The organism is Acinetobacter sp. UC24323, assembly GCF_024151445.1.
Lineage (GTDB): Bacteria > Pseudomonadota > Gammaproteobacteria > Pseudomonadales > Moraxellaceae > Acinetobacter > Acinetobacter baumannii.
The window spans coordinates 148,963-171,179 of record NZ_JAHIBY010000005.1; the positions used below are offsets into that span (position 1 = coordinate 148,963).

21 protein-coding genes are annotated in these 22,217 nt (G+C 40.0%); 7 read left to right on the top strand and 14 right to left on the bottom strand.

The window, feature by feature from the left end:
* Positions 1-42 precede the first annotated feature (42 nt).
* Positions 43-1,050 (bottom strand): UDP-glucose 4-epimerase, encoded by a 1,008-nt coding sequence (locus tag KNQ97_RS08860; RefSeq protein WP_000604787.1) that lies wholly within the window; start codon positions 1,048-1,050, stop codon positions 43-45.
* A gap of 65 nt (positions 1,051-1,115) precedes the next feature.
* Here KNQ97_RS08860 and tusD point away from each other — a divergent pair, with 65 nt between their 5' ends.
* From tusD to KNQ97_RS08880, 4 genes are read left to right on the top strand one after another with little or no spacing between them, the layout of a single operon-like run.
* Positions 1,116-1,484: a sulfurtransferase complex subunit TusD gene (gene tusD, locus KNQ97_RS08865; protein WP_000105719.1), complete on the top strand. Its 369-nt coding sequence runs from the start codon at positions 1,116-1,118 to the stop codon at positions 1,482-1,484.
* A 44-nt stretch (positions 1,485-1,528) separates the two neighbouring features.
* Positions 1,529-1,879: a hypothetical protein gene (locus KNQ97_RS08870; RefSeq protein WP_000859773.1), complete on the top strand. Its 351-nt coding sequence runs from the start codon at positions 1,529-1,531 to the stop codon at positions 1,877-1,879.
* A 17-nt stretch (positions 1,880-1,896) separates the two neighbouring features.
* Entirely contained in the window at positions 1,897-2,181 is a 285-nt protein-coding gene (locus KNQ97_RS08875) for a hypothetical protein (RefSeq protein WP_000194629.1), read from the top strand.
* A 19-nt stretch (positions 2,182-2,200) separates the two neighbouring features.
* On the top strand, positions 2,201-2,512 hold the full coding sequence (locus KNQ97_RS08880; RefSeq protein ID WP_253612112.1) for a TusE/DsrC/DsvC family sulfur relay protein: 312 nt from the start codon (positions 2,201-2,203) through the stop codon (positions 2,510-2,512).
* A 4-nt stretch (positions 2,513-2,516) separates the two neighbouring features.
* Here the strand turns inward: KNQ97_RS08880 and KNQ97_RS08885 are convergent, their stop codons facing one another.
* Entirely contained in the window at positions 2,517-3,380 is an 864-nt protein-coding gene (locus tag KNQ97_RS08885) for a DMT family transporter (RefSeq protein ID WP_001168985.1), read from the bottom strand.
* Between the two features lie 122 nt (positions 3,381-3,502).
* On the opposite strand from KNQ97_RS08885, the gene KNQ97_RS08890 reads away from it, so the two are divergent.
* Complete coding sequence (locus KNQ97_RS08890; RefSeq protein WP_253612138.1) at positions 3,503-4,906, top strand: PLP-dependent aminotransferase family protein; 1,404 nt, start codon at positions 3,503-3,505, stop codon at positions 4,904-4,906.
* On the opposite strand, the gene KNQ97_RS08895 is transcribed toward KNQ97_RS08890, so the two are convergent.
* From KNQ97_RS08895 to KNQ97_RS08950, 12 genes are all read right to left on the bottom strand, one after another.
* Positions 4,903-5,385 carry a helix-turn-helix domain-containing protein gene (locus KNQ97_RS08895; RefSeq protein WP_000870671.1) on the bottom strand — a complete coding sequence of 161 codons (483 nt, stop codon included), beginning with the start codon at positions 5,383-5,385 and terminating at the stop codon, positions 4,903-4,905. The genes KNQ97_RS08890 and KNQ97_RS08895 overlap by 4 nt on opposite strands.
* Positions 5,386-5,593: 208 nt before the next feature.
* Positions 5,594-6,829, bottom strand: a complete 1,236-nt coding sequence (locus tag KNQ97_RS08900; protein ID WP_216173197.1) for a molybdopterin molybdotransferase MoeA — start codon at positions 6,827-6,829, stop codon at positions 5,594-5,596.
* Positions 6,829-7,752 (bottom strand): bifunctional molybdenum cofactor biosynthesis protein MoaC/MoaB, encoded by a 924-nt coding sequence (gene moaCB, locus KNQ97_RS08905; RefSeq protein WP_000799985.1) that lies wholly within the window; start codon positions 7,750-7,752, stop codon positions 6,829-6,831. Before moaCB ends, KNQ97_RS08900 begins: the two co-directional genes overlap by 1 nt.
* Positions 7,753-7,775: 23 nt before the next feature.
* Positions 7,776-8,261: a molybdenum cofactor biosynthesis protein MoaE gene (locus KNQ97_RS08910; protein ID WP_000657200.1), complete on the bottom strand. Its 486-nt coding sequence runs from the start codon at positions 8,259-8,261 to the stop codon at positions 7,776-7,778.
* 3 nt (positions 8,262-8,264) lie between these two features.
* Positions 8,265-8,519, bottom strand: a complete 255-nt coding sequence (locus KNQ97_RS08915; protein WP_001187658.1) for a MoaD/ThiS family protein — start codon at positions 8,517-8,519, stop codon at positions 8,265-8,267.
* Complete coding sequence (gene moaA, locus KNQ97_RS08920) at positions 8,520-9,560, bottom strand: GTP 3',8-cyclase MoaA (RefSeq protein WP_086377705.1); 1,041 nt, start codon at positions 9,558-9,560, stop codon at positions 8,520-8,522.
* 226 nt (positions 9,561-9,786) lie between these two features.
* A complete protein-coding gene (locus tag KNQ97_RS08925) occupies positions 9,787-12,066 on the bottom strand; it encodes a molybdopterin-dependent oxidoreductase (protein ID WP_249482305.1) in 2,280 nt (759 codons plus the stop codon).
* A 150-nt stretch (positions 12,067-12,216) separates the two neighbouring features.
* Entirely contained in the window at positions 12,217-12,846 is a 630-nt protein-coding gene (locus KNQ97_RS08930; RefSeq protein ID WP_031998308.1) for a molybdenum cofactor guanylyltransferase, read from the bottom strand.
* The gene (locus KNQ97_RS08935) at positions 12,843-15,623 is read right to left on the bottom strand and encodes a nitrate reductase (protein ID WP_253612113.1); all 2,781 of its coding nucleotides are present in this window, start codon (positions 15,621-15,623) and stop codon (positions 12,843-12,845) included. Before KNQ97_RS08935 ends, KNQ97_RS08930 begins: the two co-directional genes overlap by 4 nt.
* Before the next feature lie 18 nt (positions 15,624-15,641).
* Positions 15,642-17,264 carry a nitrite reductase small subunit NirD gene (gene nirD / locus KNQ97_RS08940; protein WP_253612114.1) on the bottom strand — a complete coding sequence of 541 codons (1,623 nt, stop codon included), beginning with the start codon at positions 17,262-17,264 and terminating at the stop codon, positions 15,642-15,644.
* Between the two features lie 12 nt (positions 17,265-17,276).
* On the bottom strand, positions 17,277-19,823 hold the full coding sequence (gene nirB, locus KNQ97_RS08945) for a nitrite reductase large subunit NirB (protein ID WP_000780184.1): 2,547 nt from the start codon (positions 19,821-19,823) through the stop codon (positions 17,277-17,279).
* An 11-nt stretch (positions 19,824-19,834) separates the two neighbouring features.
* Entirely contained in the window at positions 19,835-20,176 is a 342-nt protein-coding gene (locus KNQ97_RS08950; protein WP_000114557.1) for a hypothetical protein, read from the bottom strand.
* Positions 20,177-20,560: 384 nt separating this feature from the next.
* Between KNQ97_RS08950 and KNQ97_RS08955 the strand changes: the two genes are divergently transcribed.
* Both KNQ97_RS08955 and KNQ97_RS08960 read left to right on the top strand, forming a co-directional pair.
* Positions 20,561-21,151: an ANTAR domain-containing response regulator gene (locus KNQ97_RS08955; protein WP_001125253.1), complete on the top strand. Its 591-nt coding sequence runs from the start codon at positions 20,561-20,563 to the stop codon at positions 21,149-21,151.
* A complete protein-coding gene (locus KNQ97_RS08960; protein WP_253612115.1) occupies positions 21,152-22,162 on the top strand; it encodes an ABC transporter substrate-binding protein in 1,011 nt (336 codons plus the stop codon).
* The last annotated feature ends 55 nt before the right edge of the window (positions 22,163-22,217 follow it).

Genomic DNA, 22,217 nt, shown 5'->3' on the forward strand with positions numbered 1-22,217 from the left:
TCGTACTCAAGCATTCCATTATTGTAAATAAGAATCATTATCTTATCTTCCATTTAATGTATTTTGATAAAATCTCCATTCATCTTCAATCATTTGTTTTAAAGTTCGCTTAGGTGCCCATTGTAATAAAGTTTTTGCTTTTCCTATATTTGCACCAATCTGTGCTAACTCTTCATGCTTATAAATCGCAGATTGTGTCGGAATTTCGGCTTGGGTAACCTGTGAAATTTCATCTAATAATTGACGAATCGAATGTACTTGCTCATGAGCAATATTAAAAGCTTCACAGCAATGGCTTTGATCACGTAACCAATGTAAAGTTGAGCTTACTGCCTCACATACATCTAATATATGTAAAAAGCTACGTTCTACGGTATGGTCCTCGGTAGAAGACTGATCCTGTAACTCAATTAAATCACGTTGCATCGCTGCAACTTGCATGGCAAGCGGTACAATATTTTTAGGGAGCTGTGCTACATACTCGCCTAATACACCATGCTCAAAAGCACCTACAATATTTGATAGACGTAAAATTGCAATTTTCCATTCATGATCAATTTTGTAAGTATCACGGATGATTTCTTCAATCATCTGTTGCGACTTAATATAAGGGTTAGGATAAGCATAGTTGAAATCATCTGTTTCGCTTAACTGTGAACCAGATTTTCCATAGACTGCCAAACTAGATAAATGAATAAAATGACGGACGCCTGTACGTTGCATTGCACGCAATAGGCTCATGATACAACTGACATTATCATTATAATATTCAAGCGGTTTTAAATTAGACTCTTCAATAGATTTAAAACCAGCCGTATGAATGACTGCATCAATTGAGTACTGTTCAAATACTTTGTTCAATGCAGGCGTGTTACGTACATCAAGTTTAACAAACGGAACGTACATACCAGAGATGTATTCTAACCGCTCAAGCGTTTGCAAGGTCGAGTTAGCCAAATTATCGACAAGAACCACTTCTTGGCCTTGAGCCATGAGACTCAATGCAATATGTGAACCGATAAAGCCTAAACCACCTGTCACTAAAATCATTGTATACTTACCTTTCTCTTAATGTATCTACGCCCATTTAGACGTATGACCATAGTGAATTCTCAATGAGTACATTACTACTAATAACCTCTGCTCCTACTTCGATCCATGCTTGGCATGCGCTGGGCCTAGCTCAGGCACTCAAAAGTAAAAATGAAGACTTTCGTGTATTCTTTTACCAAGATGGCGTTCAAGTTGCGAATGATTTTCAGTGGGTTCCTGACGACCAGCGTAATTTAACGCATGAATGGCAAAAGCTCTCGATCAGACTTCCTGTTTGCGTTAGCGCTGCTCTTGCACGCGGGATTACCGATGCAGAAAATGCGAGTCGCCATCAACTTAGTCATCACAACCTAGCGAACAACTTTGAGTTGGTTGGTCTAGGTGAACTTGCTGATGCAGTACAGTCAGCCTCTCGTCTTCTTCAATTTTAAGTTACTTTGTTAACTTAGATTGTTGCTTTTAAAAGGTATATTGTGTGAAAACTGTACTCGTTATTTTGACCCAAGCCAATTTAACCAGCCTACAAGTCAATGAAAGCCTCGCCGCTACTATGGTTTTAGCAACCTTTGGCTCACCAGTCAAAGTATTATTAAAAGATGCGGCTCTTAGTCTTTTACAAAATGAAGGTAACTTCGACCAATTGCAGCATGCTTTTAAAATTGCTTCAAACATGGTGGATAGCTTTGAGTTTTATGACTTAAGTCCAATCCTTATTGAAGCAAAAAACAAACAGCATCCATTTGTTCAAAACAGCGAGCAGGAACTAGAATTTGTTCAGTTAGATACTGAACTCATCCAGTCTTTCGATCATGTCTTATATTGGTAGATAAAGGTGTAATTTTAATGACGCAATCAACTCTTTATCTTGTGCAAGCTTCTTATCACCATACTCCTCGCATTATTGAAGAACTTGCAAAGCTATTTCATAAAGATGATCAAATTGTTTTTATGGGTGACTCAACTGCTCAACTTTCGGTAAATATTTGTCAGCAGTTTGGCTCAGTTTCTTGTTTGTCTCATGAAAAAGATTTAATTGATGCAGAAACCTTGGCTCAGGTTAAGGTATTGAACTATGATCAGTTTGCGGATCTGGTTTTACAATTTAATCGATGCATTTCTTTGAAATAATATAGTTAGGCTCATTTTTATGAATTTAGAATTAGATCAAGATGGTCATTTAGTCGACTATACGATTTGGAATCCCGAAGTAGCACAGGAACTCGCCAAATCTCTCGATCTTGAATTAACAGATTGGCATTTTGAAGTTTTAGCTGCGGTTCGCCAATTTTATCAGCAATTTGGGCATTCTCCTGCAACACGTCCTTTGATTAAGTTTTTAATGAAAACCGTAAGCCCAGGTATTAATAATGCTGTTTTACAGCAAAAATTTAATACCGGTTTAGTTGCTCGCCATCTCAGTCGCTTGGCAGGTATTCCTAAACCGGCAAATTGTTTATAAATTTTTATGCGAATTTTTTAGCGGCAGCGACACATAAAATTGTTACTGCCGTTACCATTAACATCGACCAACTGACGTGTTCATGTAATAAAAGTGCGGCAATCGCAAGTCCCATTAAAGGCTGTAAAAGCTGTAGCTGGCTAATTGCAGCAATACCGCCTTGTGCAAGTCCTTTGTACCAAAAAAAGAACCCGATGAGCATACTAAATAAAGATACGTAAACCAGCCCTGCTACCGCTGATGTAGATACATCTTGAAAGGAAACGGGCATATAAAAAAGAGTAGCAAGCAGCATAATCGGCAAAGCTAAAATAAGCGCCCAACAAATCACCTGCCATCCACCTATTTTTTTCGAAAGTACTCCGCCTTCTGCATAGCCAAATCCACACAAAATAATTGCAATAAGCATGTATAAATCGCCGATGCCAAAAGAAGCTTCACCCGATAAGAAAAACATATAGGTAAAAACAACCAAACTGCCTAAAATTGCAAATATCCAAAAAAATAAATTTGGTTTTTCTCCACCTCTCACTACTGCAAATATGGCAGTAGCGAGCGGTAGAAGGCTAACAAAGACAATCGAGTGGGCTGCGTTCATATACTGTAGAGCAAGCGCAGTAAATAAGGGAAAACCAACTACAACGCCTAAAGCCACAATAGCGAGTGGCCACCAATCTTGTTTAGCAGGCTTTTTTTCCTTAAGCAAAAAGATAAGAATTAAACCCAAAACTCCTGCAATGACAGCTCTTGCTGCTGTTAGAAAACCAGGCTCAAAACCTGTTACCGCAATACGGGTAGCCGGTAATGAACCGGCAAAAATTGCAACCCCAATAAAACCATTCACCCAACCGTTCATAAACTTTTGCATATTATTCTCCGCAACTATACGAAGAATTTAAGCTGTGATATGGTGTCAAAACCAGATACAAAGCAGTACAATTTTAAAAAACTGTTATGTATAAGCAAACAGTACAGTTAGAGATAAATAATGTGAACCAGACCAAAACAAAAATCGAACTTGTTATTTCACAGATTGAACAACAAATTAAGAATCGCTCTTTAACTCCAGGAACCCGACTTCCCTCTGTACGTAAACTAGCCAAAGATTTAGGTTTTTCTGTTTCTACTATTGTCGAAGCTTATGAGCGATTAATTGCCCTAGGTAAAATTGAATCACGTAGTGGTTCCGGCTTTTATGTCGTGGCACCACTTGCACCTTTAGCCTTAAGTGAATTAGGACCCAAATTAGATCGCTCTATAGATCCGTTATGGATTTCACGCCAGTCTTTAGAAGCAGAACCTAATGCGTTTAAACCCGGTTGTGGTTGGTTACCAAATGATTGGATGCCACTTGAAAGTATCCGCAAAGCATTAAGATCAGCCACACGTAGCGAAGACGATAGTTTATTGGGTTATTCTTCACCGTTGGGGCTGCCCGCATTAAGAGATCTACTGGCTAGACGGGCACAAAGTAAAGGTATAGAGGCAAACTTTAATCAAGTCCTTCTAACCGATTCAGGAACTCAAGCTATTGATCTGGTTTGTCGTTTTTTACTTAAACCAGATGATGTAGTTCTAATTGATGACCCTTGCTACTTTAACTTTCATGCTCTACTTAAAGTTCATCAAGTTAAAGTTGTTGGTATTCCCTACACTCCAAATGGCCCAGACTTAGAGGCATTTAAAGAAGCTATCGAGAGCTATAACCCTCGGCTTTATATTACAAATTCCGGAATACACAACCCAACTGGTGCAACACTCTCACTCTCGACAGCTCATCAATTATTAAAGTTGATTGATCAGTCTAATTTAATTGTGATTGAAGACGATATCTTCTCAGATTTTGAATATACTCCCGCTCCACGACTTGCAGCCCTAGACAACCTTTCACGCGTGATTTTTATTGGAAGTTTTTCTAAAACGCTCTCTGCTTCTATTCGCTGCGGCTATATAATTGCGAAACCAGAATGGATTGATCAGATTGCCGATTTAAAAATAGCCACCAGTTTTTCTCACAATGGACTCTCAGCCAAGATTTTACACACAGCTTTAACCGATGGTTCATACCGTAAGCATCTAGATTTATTAAAAGTTCGTTTAGCTCAAGCCATGCAAGAGACAATCGCGAAGCTTAAATCGATTAGGATAGAACCGTGGATTGAGCCCAAGGCCGGAATTTTTGTGTGGTGTCGTCTACCGGAAGGTGTAGATGCAGCGAAGATTGCTCAGTTTTGCCTGAATCGGCAAGTGATTCTCGCCCCGGGTAATGCCTTTAGCCAAGCACAATCGGCAGGTCAATTTATCCGTTTTAATATTACACAATCAAATCATGATTATATTTATAAGACTCTTGCAGAAGCGCTTCTACAAGAGTCGTTAGAGAAACAAGTTTAAGCCTGTTTTTGCTTTTGTTCCATATAAGCAAAATAGCCCGGCCCAGCCGAAACCTGAACTTGTTTTGCATGTAATGGTTCACGACATACTGAACACACCATAACAGGTTCAAACTTATGTCCACATGCTTTGTGTCGATATTCCAAAGGTTTACCTAAACCTTGGTCCATCCATTTATCTGCCCAGTTCGCCATAGATAAGATAATTGGATAAAGCTCAAAGCCTTTATCTGTGAGACGATATTCAAAGCGTTCCTGACGGTCAAAATAAGGCGCTTTCACTAAAATTTCGTATTCAACCAACCGTTTTAAGCGATCAGAAAGGACATGACGAGTGACACCTAATGATTTTTGAAAGTCATCAAAACGACGAATTCCCATAAAAGCATTACGTAATATTAGCATCGTCCATCGATCACCAATCACTGATAGCATACGGGCAACAGAACAAGGCTGATCACCGATGTCATCCCATTTCATCTTTATGCTTTCCTCAATATAAAACTAGCCTACTTGCCTTATTATTTATACCCTAAACCACTTAATATGTTATATGCAATATTCAGCTTAGAAATAAGTTTTTAGTATATTTATAAAGCTTATTTTTTAAAATAACAGTCACTAAAAATAGTTATAAAATATAATTAATCCATCAGTATGGATTAATTATATACAGCTTATTTATAAGTTAATTTGAAATAAAGATCCCCTTTAGCACCGTTCCTGATGCTAGTTTTGTACTTGCAGGAATACGGACTAAACTATTGGCTTGCATAAGGTTACTCAGCATATGGGACTGCTGCTTGGCCAAACTTTTTACTTTAAGTTGCCCTGCATCAAAGTAAGCATACATTCGTAAAAAACGCTCACGTGCATCTTCTTTTAAATCATGCTCTAAAATTGCAGTAAACCATTCTGGTCCATGTCTATTGCCCTGCAATGCATCAAGCAAAGATTTACCATAAACTTGCATTGCGACATATACCGCAGCCGGATTGCCCGGTAAGCCTAACAAATAACAGGAATGGTGGGTTTGTGAATTATGGTATTCGGCAAAGAATAAAGGTTTACCCGGTTTTTGTTTAACTTTCCAAAAGATTTGTTCAAATCCAACTTCGAAAGCACAGGGCCGAACAAAGTCGTAGTCTCCTACCGAAACTCCGCCAGTCGTTATAACAACATCATAGCTGTCTTTTAGTTGGTTAAAGTAATGGGTGACCTGATCTGCTTCATCTGCCACATGAATGAGTTCAACATCTAAACCATAATCTTCAAACCAAGCTTTTAGTAATGGACCATTTGCATCAAAGACTTTTCCATCGATTAAATCTTTTGCCGTTTGAGCAACTTCATCACCTGTGACTAAAACTGCAACTTTTGGTCTACGATAAACAGTAAGTTCTTGTACACCTGCCATACTTAAAGCAGCCAAGCTTCCAATATTTAGAAACTGTCCTACTTGAGCAAGTAACTGCCCTTGCTGGATTTCTTCACCAGTAAAGCGGATATCGGCTTGAGGGCGTATATGCTCCGTTAAACAAATTTCTTGAGCCGAAATAACCGATACGATTTCTTGCCGTGCTACATGCGTTGTCCCTTCAGGAATTTTGCCGCCCGTAAATATACGAATCGCCTGACCTTCACCAAGTATGTCATGACTCTCGCTTCCGGCACGAATCTCACCTGTGACTTGAAACTTTTGATTATTTAAATCTTCTGCATGGCTACAAAGTGCATAACCGTCTACCGCACTTTGAGAAAAACTTGGTAAATTAATTTCAGAGTAAATATCTTTGGCAAGATAACTACTTAGGCTATTTATTAGAGTCTTTTGAATAGAGCTTAAGTTTTTAGGCTTATTAATAACTAAATCTAGCGCTTCATCTATACTGATTAATCCACGCTCAGCACCACAACCGGACATTATTCATAGCCTCCTGGATGTGGTAAATCACGGCAAACATCAAAAATATGGACTAATGCGGGTAAAATAGCGGCCATTGATTCGCTTGCTCCACCACGGCTTCCCGGTAACGTCACTACTAACGAACGGTCAATAAACCCGGCTACTCCGCGTGACATAGCAGCGTATGGCGTGCGTTTTTGTCCAAATGAGCGAGCAGCTTCCATTAAGCCATCTAATTTACGTTCTAAAAGAGGCTCTAGCGTATCAACCGTAATATCACGCTTACCAATTCCTGTTCCACCCACCGTCATAATACAAGCATACGATTTGGTGAGTTCTAGGACCAATTCTTTGAGATCATCTGCTTCATCAGGCAAAATTTGGTAATGGATCGGATCAAATCCAGCTTCAGTTAAAGTTTCAACTACAGATTTTCCGGCCGTATCTGGCTTTCTACCCGATGCTACAGTATCTGACAATACAATAACCGCAGCCGAAACAGGCTGACGCAATACCCGTTTAAAATGGGATTTTCCGCCTTTTTTCTTAAGTAGTTTACATTGATCCATCCAGAGTTCTTCTGGTTCACAATGAGGCTTTAACATATCGTAAATAGTTAAACCTGCAAGGCTTGCCGCCGTTAAAGCTTCCATTTCTACACCAGTTGGTCCAATGGTCTCAACGACAGCAATAATTTTTACAAAGTCATGTTCCAATTCATATTCTACATCTGCCCGATAAATCGGTAGCGGATGACATAGTGGAATCAGCTCATCAGTTCGTTTTGCTGCCAAAATTCCTGCAACACGTGCTGTTTTTAATGCATCACCTTTTTCCGTGTTTCCTTGTCTTAATAATTCAATACAGTGCGGTGGTGCATATAAAATCGCTTGTGCTTCGGCAACACGATAACTTTCCGGCTTCATTCCTACGTTTTTCATTATTTATCCTAGTATTACATATTTCAGTGTGAGTGCTCATGGCCGGCATGATGATGGTGTTTGTGGTCGTGCGGTGCATCCTTACGAATACAACAGCCCTCTACATAATGACTTGTGCCATCTGTAAAAAACTCTTCTTTAAAGACAGGTACTTCATGCTTTACCCGTTCGACCGCTTCCTCACATGCCTGAAAAGCTTCACGGCGATGGGCTGCATACGCAATCGCAATGATTGCTGTTTCGCCCACATCTAAATATCCAATCCGATGAACCACTCGCACATAAGATACCTGATACTTTTTCTCAATTTCTAGTTCAATTTCACGTATCATTTTTTCTGCAAGCGGTTTATACGATGTATATTTCAGCGCCTTTACCGCTTTACCTTCGTGGTGATTACGAACCGTACCCATAAAAATATCGATACCGCCACATTCCGGAAAAGATTGAATCGGATCAAAAGTATCCAAGCTTAAAGCCTGCTCTTGTATTCTTGCGAACTCTTTCATGACTCATCCTCCGGCAACGGGTGATAATAAAACCAAAGTGCATGGCTCACTTAAGACAGTTTGTCTGGTTATAACATTATCACCAATCGCACATGCACATTTTTCCATGGCTTTTGTAGATTCCGGATGCAATAAAACAATTTCATCTAATACATCTTTAACCAGACTATGGCTAGGACAAACTAGCAAAAGATTTTCAGGAAGCAATTTTTCAATTGCACCAAATGCTTCGACTTTAATTTGGATAGATTGTTGCATTTATCCCCCAAGCATATGCATGCTGATTTTACGGGTTTGTTGATGTTGTAAGGCATGGAAACCTTTGGCTTTATGCCAGATATAAGGATGAACCAAATTCTTTAAATTTTGGATATACACACCATATTCTGGAGTATGTTGTTTGCTTACCAGCGTTTGAAGCTGAGGCTTAATATTTAAGCCTTGCGGCGCAAATAAACAGTTATATAGTTCGCCTTTTGCGGTAAGCCGTATACGGTCACATTGGCGGCAAAATGAATGCGTAATTGTGGAAATAATTCCTAAATGGTAGCTACCGTTAATTAGATATTGACGCGCTGGCTCATGTTGCTGCTCGATGACTTGTACCGAATAATACTGTTGCAATACCTGTAAAATTTCAGCCTCACTTACCACATCTTTATTTGACCAAAGTGCATCACCATCAAGCGGCATAAACTCGATAAAACGCAAAGGAATATGATGAGCAATTGACCATTTCACCATAGGTAAAATTTGATCATCATTTCTATCTTTCATTAACACGCAGTTAATTTTAAAAGGTAATCCTACTTCTTTTGCAGCTTGTATCCCCTCTAAAACAGGCTCCAATTTTTTCTTGGTCAACTCTTTAAACTGAACAGGATCCAAACTATCTAAACTAATATTTAAATCATCTAATCCAGCATCTTTTAGCTGCTTGGCATGTTTAGCAAGGTAATGACCATTGGTAGTCATCGATATACGTTTTAAACCTAAACTTTTTAAAGATTGTAGATCTCGAATGAAATGAACAATACCTTGACGCATTAATGGTTCACCACCCGTAATGCGAATACTTTCGATACCTTGCTGCACCATAAAATGACAAAATTGAAAGAGCGCTTCAAAACTAAGCAAATCTTGTTTATTTAACCATTCTGGATGCTCAGGCATGCAATATACACACTTAAAATTACAGCGATCAGTTACAGAAATTCGTAACTTACGCTTGATACGCCCATATTGATCTTGCAGAAGGCTTGGCGCAGTTTCAGAGTGATATTGTTTCATCATTTGCACTCATATCGAGAACAGTTCAAATATTGCGAGCACCGATTATGAACAATCAAATACAAAAAATTGCGCCTAAATAGTGCTTTGCTTTTTATGCAAAATTTGTTCCAGCTCTACTTATCTTCCATAATATTTAACTTTTTATAGGTTTTTCACCGCACCGTCTCAAGAATAATTTAAAAATAAATCTCGAGTTAGCACGGTAAAATCTATGTTTTACTTGATTCTATTTCTAACACTTTTCTAAACGGATGGGTACATATTTATGGTATGGCGTTTTCGACAATGGATCACAATGTTCAGCAGAAATAAGTAAGTTTAATTGTGGCCCAATCGGTTCTCCATTTTGAAATCGCATACCATAGCCATGTGGAAGTGATACAACACCTCTTCTCATCCCATCATCCAACTCAATAGCTACCTGAATTTCTCCATGCGCTGAGATACATTTAAGCTGCCCTCCTGCATCTACATTTAAGTGTCTTGCATCTTCAGGATGAATACGCAGTGCACCTTCTGCATCTACTTTTCGCCAAGCAGGGTCACGGTAAATTTGGTTGGCATTGTAACTACGGCGTTCACCTGACAAAAGGATGAAAGGAAACTCTTCAACATTAACGTTATGGCTTTTCAATCTTGCGAGTTCACTTAACATCTCGGGAATTACAAGACGTATTTTCTTATCTTTATAAGCTACCAGTTTCCAGACTTCGTCATATTCATGTTGCGATAAAACCATACCTGAACGTTGCTTTAATATCTGCTCAAATAGTTTGACACCTTGTGTTAACGGATTACCTTTATAACCTGCACGGCGTACTGCTTTGGTATGTAATACAGCATATTGAATAGATAGCGGCAATAAAAAAGCAACTGAATCTGCAGAATTGCCAAGTCGTTTGCCAAGAGTGCGATAAATGATAGAGGCAGCAAAAGGGATATATTTTTTATGGCGTGCCAAGGTAAGTCCTAGCGCCGACAAGTAGGGTAAGTAGGCGGTTTTTTTCGAGTCGACCGCAGCTATTTTTTCTAGAATTGGAAAATTCTTCGGAATAGCATTCATAGCTTCCAGTAATCGAGTATAAATTTCGGCTTCCGGTAAAGTGTTTGCTTGAGCAGCCAATACGGGATGACGCAGGTGAAAACCATTCTTAGGAAATTCCAAGTTAAAACCAGTAAATTCCCATTTTTCAAACTGAGTATGAGCAGGCAAAATATAGTCGGCGAGTCTCGCGGTTTCCGTCATGGCAACATCAACTACCACCAACAAATCTAATGCTTTAAAGGCTTCCTCAAAAGCTGGTGTGTCAGGGTAAGTTAATAGTGGATTACAACTATCTACAAACACAGCACGAATTCGCTTTTCCCCTGCTTTTAGGATTTCATCGGGTAAAATATTAGGCGGGAAAAACCCGGAAATCGGGAACATTTTATGATAAACACTACGTCGATATTTTGGTTTTCTTTCATCCGTATCGGTCAAAATTGGAATAAACATGGTATGCAAATTATTGGTACCCTGTTTTCCAAAGTTCCCTGTCAGTAAGTATAAAAGCTTTTCCAAATAACCATTTAATGTTGTATTCAAAGTATGTTGAATACCTAAATCGATACGTACACAGCCTCTTTTTGCCTTTGAAAAATCTCGAACAACCTGATAAATCAAATCGACAGGTACATCAGCTTTAGCAATATAGTCTTCAATCGGGACATGGTTAAATGCAGCTTTTACTTCTTCAAACCCATGTGTATGCTGCTCAATAAACGCTGCATCATAAAGCTTTTCTTTAATAATGATTGCAATCATGGCCGACATTAAAAAAGCATCTGTTCCTGGTTTTAGCTGCACGTGAATGTCTGCTTGTTTTGCCGTTTCAGTAACACGCGGGTCGAACACCACCATGGTTCGATTCGGATCTTTCTTAATATGTTTTAGCGTGTCTCGTGCGTTGGGAATACCATGTGCCTGAAACGGGTTCGTTCCAATAAAAAGTACGTAATCTGCATGTTCAACATCTTCTGTAGTATGGCAAGCCTGACTACCGAACAGGCGGCCATTGAGCCAGAAATCACCTGTTTTTTCTTGGGCAAGTGAGTTATATGCATAATAACTTTTCATAGCCAATAAAAGTTGTCGGCCATAAGCTGCACCGAGGTGGTTACCCTGTCCACCGCCCCCAACCGAAGCAAAAGCAGTGCCGCCAAATTTATCTCTAATCTGAACCAATTGATTGGCAATTTCTTGTATCGCCACATCCCAACTAATTTCTTGAAACGAGCCATCTGGTTGGCGTTTTAAAGGTGCGGTCAAACGGTCTGCATGTTTCTGATAATGCTGTAATCTTGCGGCTTTTTGGCAAATGTAACCTTGAGAAAATGGATGCTCAGGATTACCTTTAATTTTGACAAATTGGTTATCTTTAATTTCTACGCTCAAACCGCAGTTTCTTGAACATAAAATACATGCGGTCACATCTGTTTTACTTTGCTGAGCTGCAGCTGCGTCCATCATTTTTCTGGCTCCGTTTATTTTTATACATCTGGCTAGAATGAAAACAACAAGTTCCAAAATAGAACTTAAATTCTAAACAGTCAATAACTCAAAATTTAAAAAATGATTTCAGATTATCAATGTAATTTTTAAATCGATATGATTGAAGTTCTAATTTATCGAAAAAATCTCTTTAAATGCTTTAATTTGTTTGTATTGTTGAAGTTCATCTAAAGAATTAATGCTATGGAAAAATAAGTTCTGCTTTTGAAAAATGGCTACTTGTGCATGTAAAAGTTTAAAGCAATTTTTTAAACTCAATTGTTGCTTATCAATTTGCTGCTCTAAAACCTCTAGACTTTCACGTTTTAACAAACAAAATGGGTATAAAGCATCTCCGTTAATTGAAACGTAAGCTGCCTGAGCCTGTTTATTTTTGCGAAGTGCACTGTGTAATTTCGCAACGACTTGCGTGGGTATGTAGGTCACATCACAAGGAATAAACAAAACATAATCTGCCTTTACATGTGACCATGCACTTTTCATCCCCATAAGCGGGCCGAAAAAACCGGAAGCATCATCTTGAAAACATTTAATATCAGGCACAATACTTTGATAGATTGAATAGTCTCGATGACTATTCACCCAAATTTCAGATACTGAAGATTTTAGCTTTTGATGAATCTTAAGAAGTTGCGTATCGCCATCGAATTGCTGCAACAGCTTATTTAAACCATTCATACGGCGGGCTTGTCCACCCGCCAGAATGACCAGATCAGTTATGGGATATCCCTTATTCACACTTCTACCTCTTGCTGGCAAGCTTTAATTAAGCCACGGATTTCAGGTAAACATGATCCACAATTGCCACCAGCTTTTAAACAAGCAGTGACCTGTTTTTCATGGGTAATGTTTTGTGTTTTTATTGCTTCGATAATTTTATTCTTACCTACTTTAAAACAACTACACACCAAAGGCCCATCATTATTGGTAGCCGACATTGGCATACCTGCTAGTAAAGCTTTACGGTGCAAGGCGCTCAAACGTTCTCGTTTAAACAGACTTGCTACCCAGTCACGGTCTGGCAATAAATCTGGCGGTGCAATATATAGACTTGCAATTACAATGCCATCTTTCAAAATAATACTATGGCTCAGTTGTGAAGAAATATCTTCTATGCTTAACCATTCAAAGGTTTCATCAGCAAATGGCAAAAAGCTTTTCAGATTCTTTTGAGTATCATGAAAAGTTTGGCGGTCTGCAAGTTCATAGCGATTGGTTTTCACCATTTTGACTTTAGTCCACCATGCACAGTGATGTAGCGATTCTTGAATGTGCGAATCGTATCCTTCACGAATATAGAGCACGCCTTGCCAAGTGGTATAGAACGGCTGAATGGTTACAGGCGTATGTTTGAACTCGGGCTCACCTGAAATTGCATCAACTTCTGGATTCACGACTTTACCAATACGCGCGTCGGATGCGACCTGTTCAGTCCAGTGAATCGGTGCAAAAATTTGCCCACGACGGACACCTGATGAGAATGTCACGCGCAGTACACAACTGCCCCATTTCGAACGAACTTCTACCAAGCCTTGATCACGCACACCAAACTTCAATGCATCACTTGGATGAATCTCACAGAATGGTTCAGCACGATGACTAGTTAAATTTGGCGACAAACCAGTACGGGTCATGGTATGCCATTGATCACGAATACGCCCCGTGTTCAAAATGAGCGGATAATCTTCTGAAATTGCATGTACCGGATTAGTTGCAACAGTCGGAATTAGTTTTGCCTTGGTGTTTTTGTGACTAAACTGGCCCTTGCCAAACAGTTGTTGAACAGCTTTAGCGTCTTGGTTTTTATCCCATACTGGCCATTGCACTGGTTGTAGAGCGTCGTACTCAGCAGTACTTAGGCTCATTAAACCTTTTAAGTTGAAATAACGGAACGTATCAGTTTGCTCACGTGCTTCAATGTCCGCATTATCTTGTGCTGACAAAGCAGCATGTTCATTAAAAATATCAACAGCACTATTAAAGTCAAAACCTTTAAAGCCTAATCTTTTCGCAACTTGACTCACTGACCACCAATCCGCTTTGGCTTCACCCGGCGCAGATAAAAAAGCACGTTGACGTGAAATACGACGCTCGGAGTTGGTTACTGTACCGCCCTTTTCACCCCAACCTAAAGCTGGAAGCAAAATATCGGCGTAAGCCGTAGTATCGGTATCCGCACAGATATCTGACACCACAACCAATTCGCATTTCTCTAAAGCACGTTTCACCTGATCGGCATCTGGTAAACTTACCACCGGATTGGTTGCCATAATCCAGATGGCTTTAATTTTTCCAGCTTCAACAGCACGGAACAAATCAACAGCTTTTAAGCCAGCTTGAGTTGCAATAAATGGGCTGTCCCAAAAGGTTTGCACTACTTTTTGGTGCAAGGGATTATCTAAATCCATATGGGCAGCCAACATATTAGCTAAGCCACCCACTTCTCGACCGCCCATAGCATTGGGCTGGCCTGTCATTGAAAATGGTGCAGCACCGAGCTTTCCAATTTTACCTGTTAGTAAGTGGCAATTAATAATGCTGTTGGCCTTATTCACACCCTGACTTGATTGATTCACACCCATTGAAAATAGCGTGATTACCTTTTCAGTCTGCGCAAATTTCTTAAAGAACTGTTGCATCTTATCGAGTGCAATTCCTGTACGCTTTACCACATATTCCACATTAGCTTCTGGCTCGCTGCTTGCCAAAACCTCTTGCAAACCTTCAGTATAGGCATCTACAAAAGCCTGATCGGCATGACCATTTTGATATAAATATTGGAATAGTCCGTTAAACAATGCGACATCTTGGCCCGGTAAAATCGGTAAATGTAAATCCGCTTGCTCACAAGTACTGGTAAAACGTGGGTCAATCACCACAACAAACATATCTGGATTGTGGCTTTTAGCCTGCATAATCCGCTGATACAGCACAGGATGGCACCATGCGGTATTGGAACCAACCAAAACCACCATATCTGCATGTTCAAAATCTTCATAACTTGCTGGCACAAGGTCTTCACCAAAGCTACGTTTATGACCTGCCACCGCAGATGACATACAAAGCCGTGAGTTGGTATCGATATTTGCAGTGCCCAAATAGCCTTTTACAAACTTGTTCACCACATAATAGTCTTCAGTCAAAAGCTGACCTGAAACATAAAATGCAATGCTGTCACGACCATATTGATCGATACAAGACTGGAATTTATCGGCAATTTTATTGATTGCTGCATCCCATGTCGTTACAGTCCGATGTGGCTTACGACCAAACATCGGTTGAAGTAAACGTGTTTCTAACCCCAAAGTATCCGCAAGTCGGCTACCTTTAATGCATAAGCGCCCAAAGTTGGAAGGATGCTCAGCATCCCCCTCAACTTGCACCACAGGTCCTTGAGGTTTTTGTTGAACGTTTACACTAACACCACAACCTACACCGCAATATGGACATGTTGTTTTAGTTGTTTTTGCAACATGGTCGGAGCTATCGATTTCAACGCTTGGAATACTATTCATAACTGCTCCTTTCCCTATTTAGCCTGCATTTTTTAATGCAAAATCTCGACCAAATAGCAGCTTATTTCTAAATGAAGAAACAGGAGTTTGATCTGCAATTAACTCTGCATACCACATGCCATCTTCAGTATCACCGAACAGTACTGCACCGATTACCCGATCGTTTTGAATGATAATGCGTTTATAAATCTGGCGTTTTTCATCATTCAGAATAATGTCTTCATAATCATCTTTCGGTTCAAAATTGCCCGCAGAGAATACATCGACTCCACTCACCTTTAACTGAGTCGGTACGGTTGGTGCTTTAAAAGTTAAGCTGCCGTGCTCTGCTAAATGGGTCGCGCAAATAAAAGCTTGGCCCCACAGTGGTTCAACCAAACCGAAAGTTTGACCACGGTGTTCGATACACTCACCCACGGCATAAATACTTGGGTCAAATGTTTGCATGGTGTCATTCACCAATACACCACGGTTACAACGTAATCCTGCACTTTGCGCCAAAGCAATATTCGGACGGATACCTACAGCAAACACCACAAGGTCCGCATCTAACACTGTGCCATCTTTCAAACGGATTTGTTTGACATGACCGTTTTCATCACCAATTAACGCTTCTGTATTGGCTTCGGTAATGATTTGAATGCCTTTTTGCTCAATGCTATGACGAAGTAATTGACTCGCACGCCCATCAAGTTGACGTTCCATAATACGGTCCATCAAATGTAGAACTGTGACATTCATACCACGTTGCTTTAAACCATAGGCAGCTTCTAAACCCAGCAAACCGCCACCAATCACGACTGCATTAGTTTTTGAACCACAGTATTCAATCATGGTGTTAACGTCATAAATATCGCGGAAAGTTAACACCCCTTTTAGGTCAACACCTTGAACTGGTGGAATAAATGGTGCCGAGCCTGTTGCCAGAATCAAACGGTCATAATCAACTGTCTGGCCTTTTTCGGTGTAAACCACTTTACGCGGACGATCAATTTTTACGGCTTTATCACCAGCAATAAATTTAATGCCTTTATCGTCGTACCACTTCAGTGGATGCAACATAATGTCTTCAATGGTTTTTTCACCCGATAAAACCGGAGACAACATAATACGGTTATAGTTACCCCATGGTTCTTCACCAATCACCGTAACTTCATAACGGTCTGGTGCCATATCAAGTAAATCTTCCAGACAACGCATCCCTGCCAAACCATTTCCGATCAGCACCAGTCTAAGTTTGTCTTGTGATACACCTGTATTAGTAATATAAGTTTTTTGCGGCACCGCGTTGACCCAAACACGGCCATCAACAATTTTGCTCGGATAAACCGCTAATTTTTGGTCTTTATCTTCTAAACAACGGCCTGTAGCTAAACTGAAATGTTGTTTATAAATTGGTGATGCAACTACGCGTTCGCCTTGTAAATCACCAATAATCCCGCGACTCATCACATTCGCTTGGCTAAACGGATCTTTATTGCTCAGTACATAAACACGTTTTTCATGCCCCACACGGAAGATTGCTACAGTTTGGCCGCCCACTAGCGCTCCTGCACCCGTGTTTGGGGTTAAATCATCGAGGGCACAAACGTCAATCCATTGATCATCAGGAAGCATATTTTTGTCTTGTACAATATTCATATAAGTTCTCCTTTATGCTTCAACCATTGGAATGCGGTCTTCTGAACGTTCAGCTTCAGTTAATGGGCGGATTTGACCACGTTCAGTTGTAAATTGAATGTGCGGATCAGCTTGTTCATTTGCTCCTGCATTGATATAAGTCTGGAAGCGTTTACGAACTTCTGGGTTTTCGACAGCTGTACGCCATTCGTCTTGATATGTACCAATAATGTGTTCCATACGGCGCTCAAGCTCGGCAGCTAAACCAAGAGAGTCATCAACGATCACAGATTTAAGGTAGTCTAGACCGCCTTCCATGTTGTCACGCCATACACTGGTACGTTGTAAACGGTCTGCAGTTTGAATGTAGAACATAAAGAAACGGTCGATATAACGAATAAGTGTTTCTTTATCGAGGTCAGATGCGAGTAATTCTGCATGACGCGGTTTCATACCACCGTTACCACATACATAAAGGTTCCAACCCTTTTCAGTGGCAATCACGCCTACATCTTTACCTTGCGCTTCCGCACACTCACGTGTACAGCCAGACACTGCCATTTTCAATTTATGTGGTGAACGCAAACCTTTGTAGCGGTTTTCAAGTTCAATCGCCAAACCAACCGAGTTATCTACCCCGTAACGGCACCAAGTGCTACCTACACAAGATTTCACTGTACGCAACGACTTACCATAGGCATGACCAGACTCAAAGCCCGCAGCATTTAACTCTTCCCAAATAAATGGAAGTTCATGAACTTGCGCGCCAAACATATCAACACGTTGACCACCAGTAATTTTGGTGTATAAGTTATATTTCTTCGCAATTTGGCCAATCGCAATTAAGCCATCCGGAGTGACTTCCCCGCCTGCCATACGCGGTACAATTGAGTAAGAGCCATCTTTTTGAATGTTACCTAGGTAGTAGTCGTTACTGTCTTGCAGACCTGCATGACTTGGCTTAAGTACGAAATCATTCCAGCAAGATGCCAAAATATTTGCTGCTGCCGGTTTACAAATATCACAACCTAAACCATGACCATGTTGATGAATTAAATCATCAAATGTCTTGATTTCATTGACACGAACCAAGTGATACAACTCTTGACGCGAGTACGGAAAGTGTTCGCAAATGTGATTGTTAACAGTCACACCTTGACGTTGTAACTCTGACTTCAATACTTGAGTCACTAATGGTGCACAACCACCACATGCTGTTGCTGCTTTGGTGCATTTCTTTAATGCACCTAAAGAGGTCGAACCATCGCTAATTGCTTGGCAGATGTCTGCTTTTGATACGTTGTTACATGAACAAATAGTCGCGCTGTCTGGCAGCAAATCGACTCCGCTACCACCAGATTTTGCTGCTGATTGCTCAAAACCCGGCATGATTAAACTTTCAGGCACTTTCGGTAAAGCCAGACCATTCAACATCATTTGTAAAAGGTCGTTGTATTCTTTGGCATCACCCACTAAAACCGCGCCAAGCAATTTGGTTTTGTCGGCATTTACAACAATCTTTTTATAAACCAGCGCATGTTCATCTGCATAGAAATAGCTTAATGCACCTGGGGTCATAGCATGTGCATCACCAACAGAAGCAACATCAACGCCCATCAACTTCAACTTGGTGCTCATGTCTGCGCCAGCGAAGCAGTGGCACTCTTCATCTAAAATGTGTTTTGCTGCAATACGCGCCATGTCATAGCCCGGTGCAACCAAGCCATAAATTTTATTTTGCCAAAGCGCACATTCACCAATGGCATAAATGTTTTGATCCGATGTTTGGCAATAATCATTAATTACAATACCGCCACGCTCACCAATCGCAAGTCCGCTATTACGCGCTAATTCATCCCGTGGGCGGATCCCCGCAGAGAATAAGATCACATCAGTTTCGAGTTCACTACCGTCGGCAAACTTCATCACATGAGTGGTATTTACCCCAGACTCAATAGACTGAGTCGCTTTTTGTGTATGGACTTTTACACCTAAATCTTCAATTTTACGGCGTAAAACCTTGCCCCCTAAGTCATCAATTTGAACTGCCATTAAACGTGGTGCAAACTCAACAACGTGTGTTTCTAAATCTAAATCACGTAATGCTTTGGCTGCCTCAAGTCCAAGTAACCCCCCGCCAATTACTACGCCTGTTTTAGCCTTTAAACTTGCTGCACGAATGGCATCTAGGTCTTCAATGGTACGGTAAACAAAGCAGTTCTCGCGGTCATTACCCGGAATTGGCGGAACAAATGCATATGAACCAGTCGCCAGCACCAACTTGTCATAGCTAATCACATCACCATGATTGGTTGTTACGGTTTGTGCAGTCGTATCAATCGCCACTGCTTTAGTATTTAAACGCAGGTCAATGCCATACGCATCAGCAAAATCAAAACGTGCTAAAGATAAATCTTTTGCCGATTTCCCTGAGAAGTATTCAGTCAAATGTACGCGGTCATATGCGATACGAGGTTCTTCTGCAAGAATCGTGATTTCCAATTCATCATCTGCTTTTTCTAAAATGGCTTCGATGAATTTGTGGCCCACCATACCATGACCAATCATTACCAATTTCATAGTGTTTCTCCTCAAATCACGTTGCTTTTAAGCTGCGTTCTTGCGTTCTCAAATAGACATTGTTGTTTTGCCTTGTGCTCTACCGAGAAACGTATCAACATCACAAAGCGTATAGCTGCTTGGAACCCATTTTTTCCACTCGTTGACGACACCCTATGCATAGCAAAGTCATAAAAACAAATAAAAAAAGCGAGCCCCCTCATACGGAAGGCTCGCATCGCTGAAACTGAAAAATTAGTTAATTCAGATGTAACTTTTTTATGCAATAAAAATAAAGACATAACCTTCACTCCGACTGAACGTAAATTTTCTGTGTGTACAGTTGCACTCACAAATTCGATCAGAACGGACATCGTTGGCCGTCTTTAAAACTTATGGTCGTCTTCGACCTGTAATTAACTAAGCATTTTGCATGCCAATTCTTTTTAAAATTAATATTAATAATTTTTTATTTTTATTTTCAAATACTTAATACAAAACCCATTTTTATCCAAAAAGAATATTTAATTTTCCCTGCACTATTGCTGCTCGTCTATATGGTTTAAACAAAAATAAGTCTTGCCACAAAATGAATCGCTTTTTTGCACCAATATTGATCAAAACAATGCATTAGCATAGTAAAGGACCACTCATGCCTGATTTTTTGTTTAATTTTGGATGGCACTAATCTTGCTTAAAAATTGATAACAAAAAACGCGTCGAATTGGCGCATTTTCTTAGCCTGATTTTCTGAACTTATGCCAAAACTCAAAATAGCTCTTATCGATGATGATCATGCGCGGGCCGACTATATAAAAAATAGTCTGCTTGAAAATGACTTTGAAGTGGTTGCCTGCCTTACTTTGGACCACTTAAATATTTTTCGTCTTGAAGATTTACAAGCCGATGTCATCTTGCTCGATATGGATCATCCCCATCGTGACATTATTGAAAGTTGTGTGAGTAGCTATGACCTACCAACTGTTCTATTCACTAAAAATTCAGATAAAGACACCATCAAACAAGCTATAGATGCAGGCGTAACGGCTTATATTGTAGATGGCATAGACCCCGCCCGCTTACATACCATTTTAGAGATTTCAATTGAGCAATATAAAAAACATAAAAAGCTCGAAGGTGACTTAAAAGAAGCTCAAACCAAACTGGCAGACCGTAAAGATGTTGAAAAGGCCAAAGTGCTACTCATGCAACTGCATGGTTTACCTGAAGACACAGCTTTTCAATTACTCAGAAAAAATGCCATGAGTCACCGTATAACGATTGGAGAAATGGCACGGCGTTTACTTGACGCTCAAAAATTACTAAATGATCAACTAAAGGATGAATAAATGAGCAAATTAGAAAAGACTCAATTGCAACTCGGCTATATTCCTTTACTTGATTGCATCGCTTTACTTTGGGCAAAGCAGCAAGGTTTCTTCGAAGAAGTCGATTTAGAAGTTACTTTAGTCAAAGAAGCATCATGGGCAAGTCTACGCGACCGTTTAGCTTTTGGTTTATTAGATGCTGCACATTGTTTATCTGCGATGCTCCCTGCAGCAGCAATGGGTGCAGACCAAATTGGTATTGCACTGCAAACCCCGCTCGTTTTAAGTAAAAACCGTGCTTTTATCAGCTTAAGCCAAAAATTAATTCATCAATTGGCTATTAAAGAAAACGATAATGCACAAACTACCGCCCAAAAAGTGACGAGCTACATTAAAGAAGATAATGCTTTGTCATTAGCCCATGTATTTAAACATTCAATCCATCATTATTGTTTAAGAGAATGGCTTGCTTTGGCAGACTCTAGAATAGCTCAAACGCTCAAACTCAAAGCACTTCCGCCACCGTATATGGTCGAAGCTTTAGATAACCATGTGATTGATGGTTTTTGTGTGGGAGAGCCTTGGAATACTCAAGGAGAACTTTTAGGCTTAAGTAAAATCGTCTGCTCAAGTCAAGACATTATTCCCAATGTGGCAGATAAAGTTCTCGTAGTAACTCAAGAATGGGCTGAACAACATCCTCAAACCTTAGTTGCCCTTACAACGGCAATTATGAAAGCTCAAAAAGAATTGAGTAATTTAAAAGATTTTGCACCTGTCTTAAAGTTATTGGTCGAGTTCGGGATTGTCCGATTTCACTGTTCTGAAGAAGTGCATGTCGATAAATATTATATGATTCAAAATATTGTAAAGCACTTGGTTAAAGAAAATGCGGCTCCCCAACCTGAAGATTTCCATTGGTTATTTCAGCAAATGCAAAAATGGGAAAAACTCCAATTAGCCCCTGATCAAATCATAGAACTGAGTGCACAATGCATTAATCTCGATTGCTACAATCAAGCCAAACTCTAAAAAATACTTAAGCACATTATAAAAAAAAGCTGTCTTTATTAAAAAAGACAGCTTG

What these genes read in the sequence shown, in the direction of transcription:
- KNQ97_RS08860 (WP_000604787.1), bottom strand. Translation starts at nt 1,050, where the DNA reads ATGATTTTAGTGACAGGTGGTTTAGGCTTTATCGGTTCACATATTGCA.
- KNQ97_RS08895 (WP_000870671.1), bottom strand. Translation starts at nt 5,385, where the DNA reads ATGAAATGGGATGACATCGGTGATCAGCCTTGTTCTGTTGCCCGTATG.
- KNQ97_RS08910 (WP_000657200.1), bottom strand. Translation starts at nt 8,261, where the DNA reads ATGAAAGAGTTCGCAAGAATACAAGAGCAGGCTTTAAGCTTGGATACT.
- tusD (WP_000105719.1), top strand. Translation starts at nt 1,116, where the DNA reads ATGAGTACATTACTACTAATAACCTCTGCTCCTACTTCGATCCATGCT.
- KNQ97_RS08885 (WP_001168985.1), bottom strand. Translation starts at nt 3,380, where the DNA reads ATGCAAAAGTTTATGAACGGTTGGGTGAATGGTTTTATTGGGGTTGCA.
- KNQ97_RS08875 (WP_000194629.1), top strand. Translation starts at nt 1,897, where the DNA reads ATGACGCAATCAACTCTTTATCTTGTGCAAGCTTCTTATCACCATACT.
- KNQ97_RS08960 (WP_253612115.1), top strand. Translation starts at nt 21,152, where the DNA reads ATGAGCAAATTAGAAAAGACTCAATTGCAACTCGGCTATATTCCTTTA.
- KNQ97_RS08880 (WP_253612112.1), top strand. Translation starts at nt 2,201, where the DNA reads ATGAATTTAGAATTAGATCAAGATGGTCATTTAGTCGACTATACGATT.
- KNQ97_RS08950 (WP_000114557.1), bottom strand. Translation starts at nt 20,176, where the DNA reads ATGTCCGTTCTGATCGAATTTGTGAGTGCAACTGTACACACAGAAAAT.
- KNQ97_RS08925 (WP_249482305.1), bottom strand. Translation starts at nt 12,066, where the DNA reads ATGATGGACGCAGCTGCAGCTCAGCAAAGTAAAACAGATGTGACCGCA.
- nirD (WP_253612114.1), bottom strand. Translation starts at nt 17,264, where the DNA reads ATGAATATTGTACAAGACAAAAATATGCTTCCTGATGATCAATGGATT.
- KNQ97_RS08900 (WP_216173197.1), bottom strand. Translation starts at nt 6,829, where the DNA reads ATGTCCGGTTGTGGTGCTGAGCGTGGATTAATCAGTATAGATGAAGCG.
- KNQ97_RS08955 (WP_001125253.1), top strand. Translation starts at nt 20,561, where the DNA reads ATGCCAAAACTCAAAATAGCTCTTATCGATGATGATCATGCGCGGGCC.
- nirB (WP_000780184.1), bottom strand. Translation starts at nt 19,823, where the DNA reads ATGAAATTGGTAATGATTGGTCATGGTATGGTGGGCCACAAATTCATC.
- moaCB (WP_000799985.1), bottom strand. Translation starts at nt 7,752, where the DNA reads ATGAAAAACGTAGGAATGAAGCCGGAAAGTTATCGTGTTGCCGAAGCA.
- KNQ97_RS08915 (WP_001187658.1), bottom strand. Translation starts at nt 8,519, where the DNA reads ATGCAACAATCTATCCAAATTAAAGTCGAAGCATTTGGTGCAATTGAA.
- KNQ97_RS08935 (WP_253612113.1), bottom strand. Translation starts at nt 15,623, where the DNA reads ATGAATAGTATTCCAAGCGTTGAAATCGATAGCTCCGACCATGTTGCA.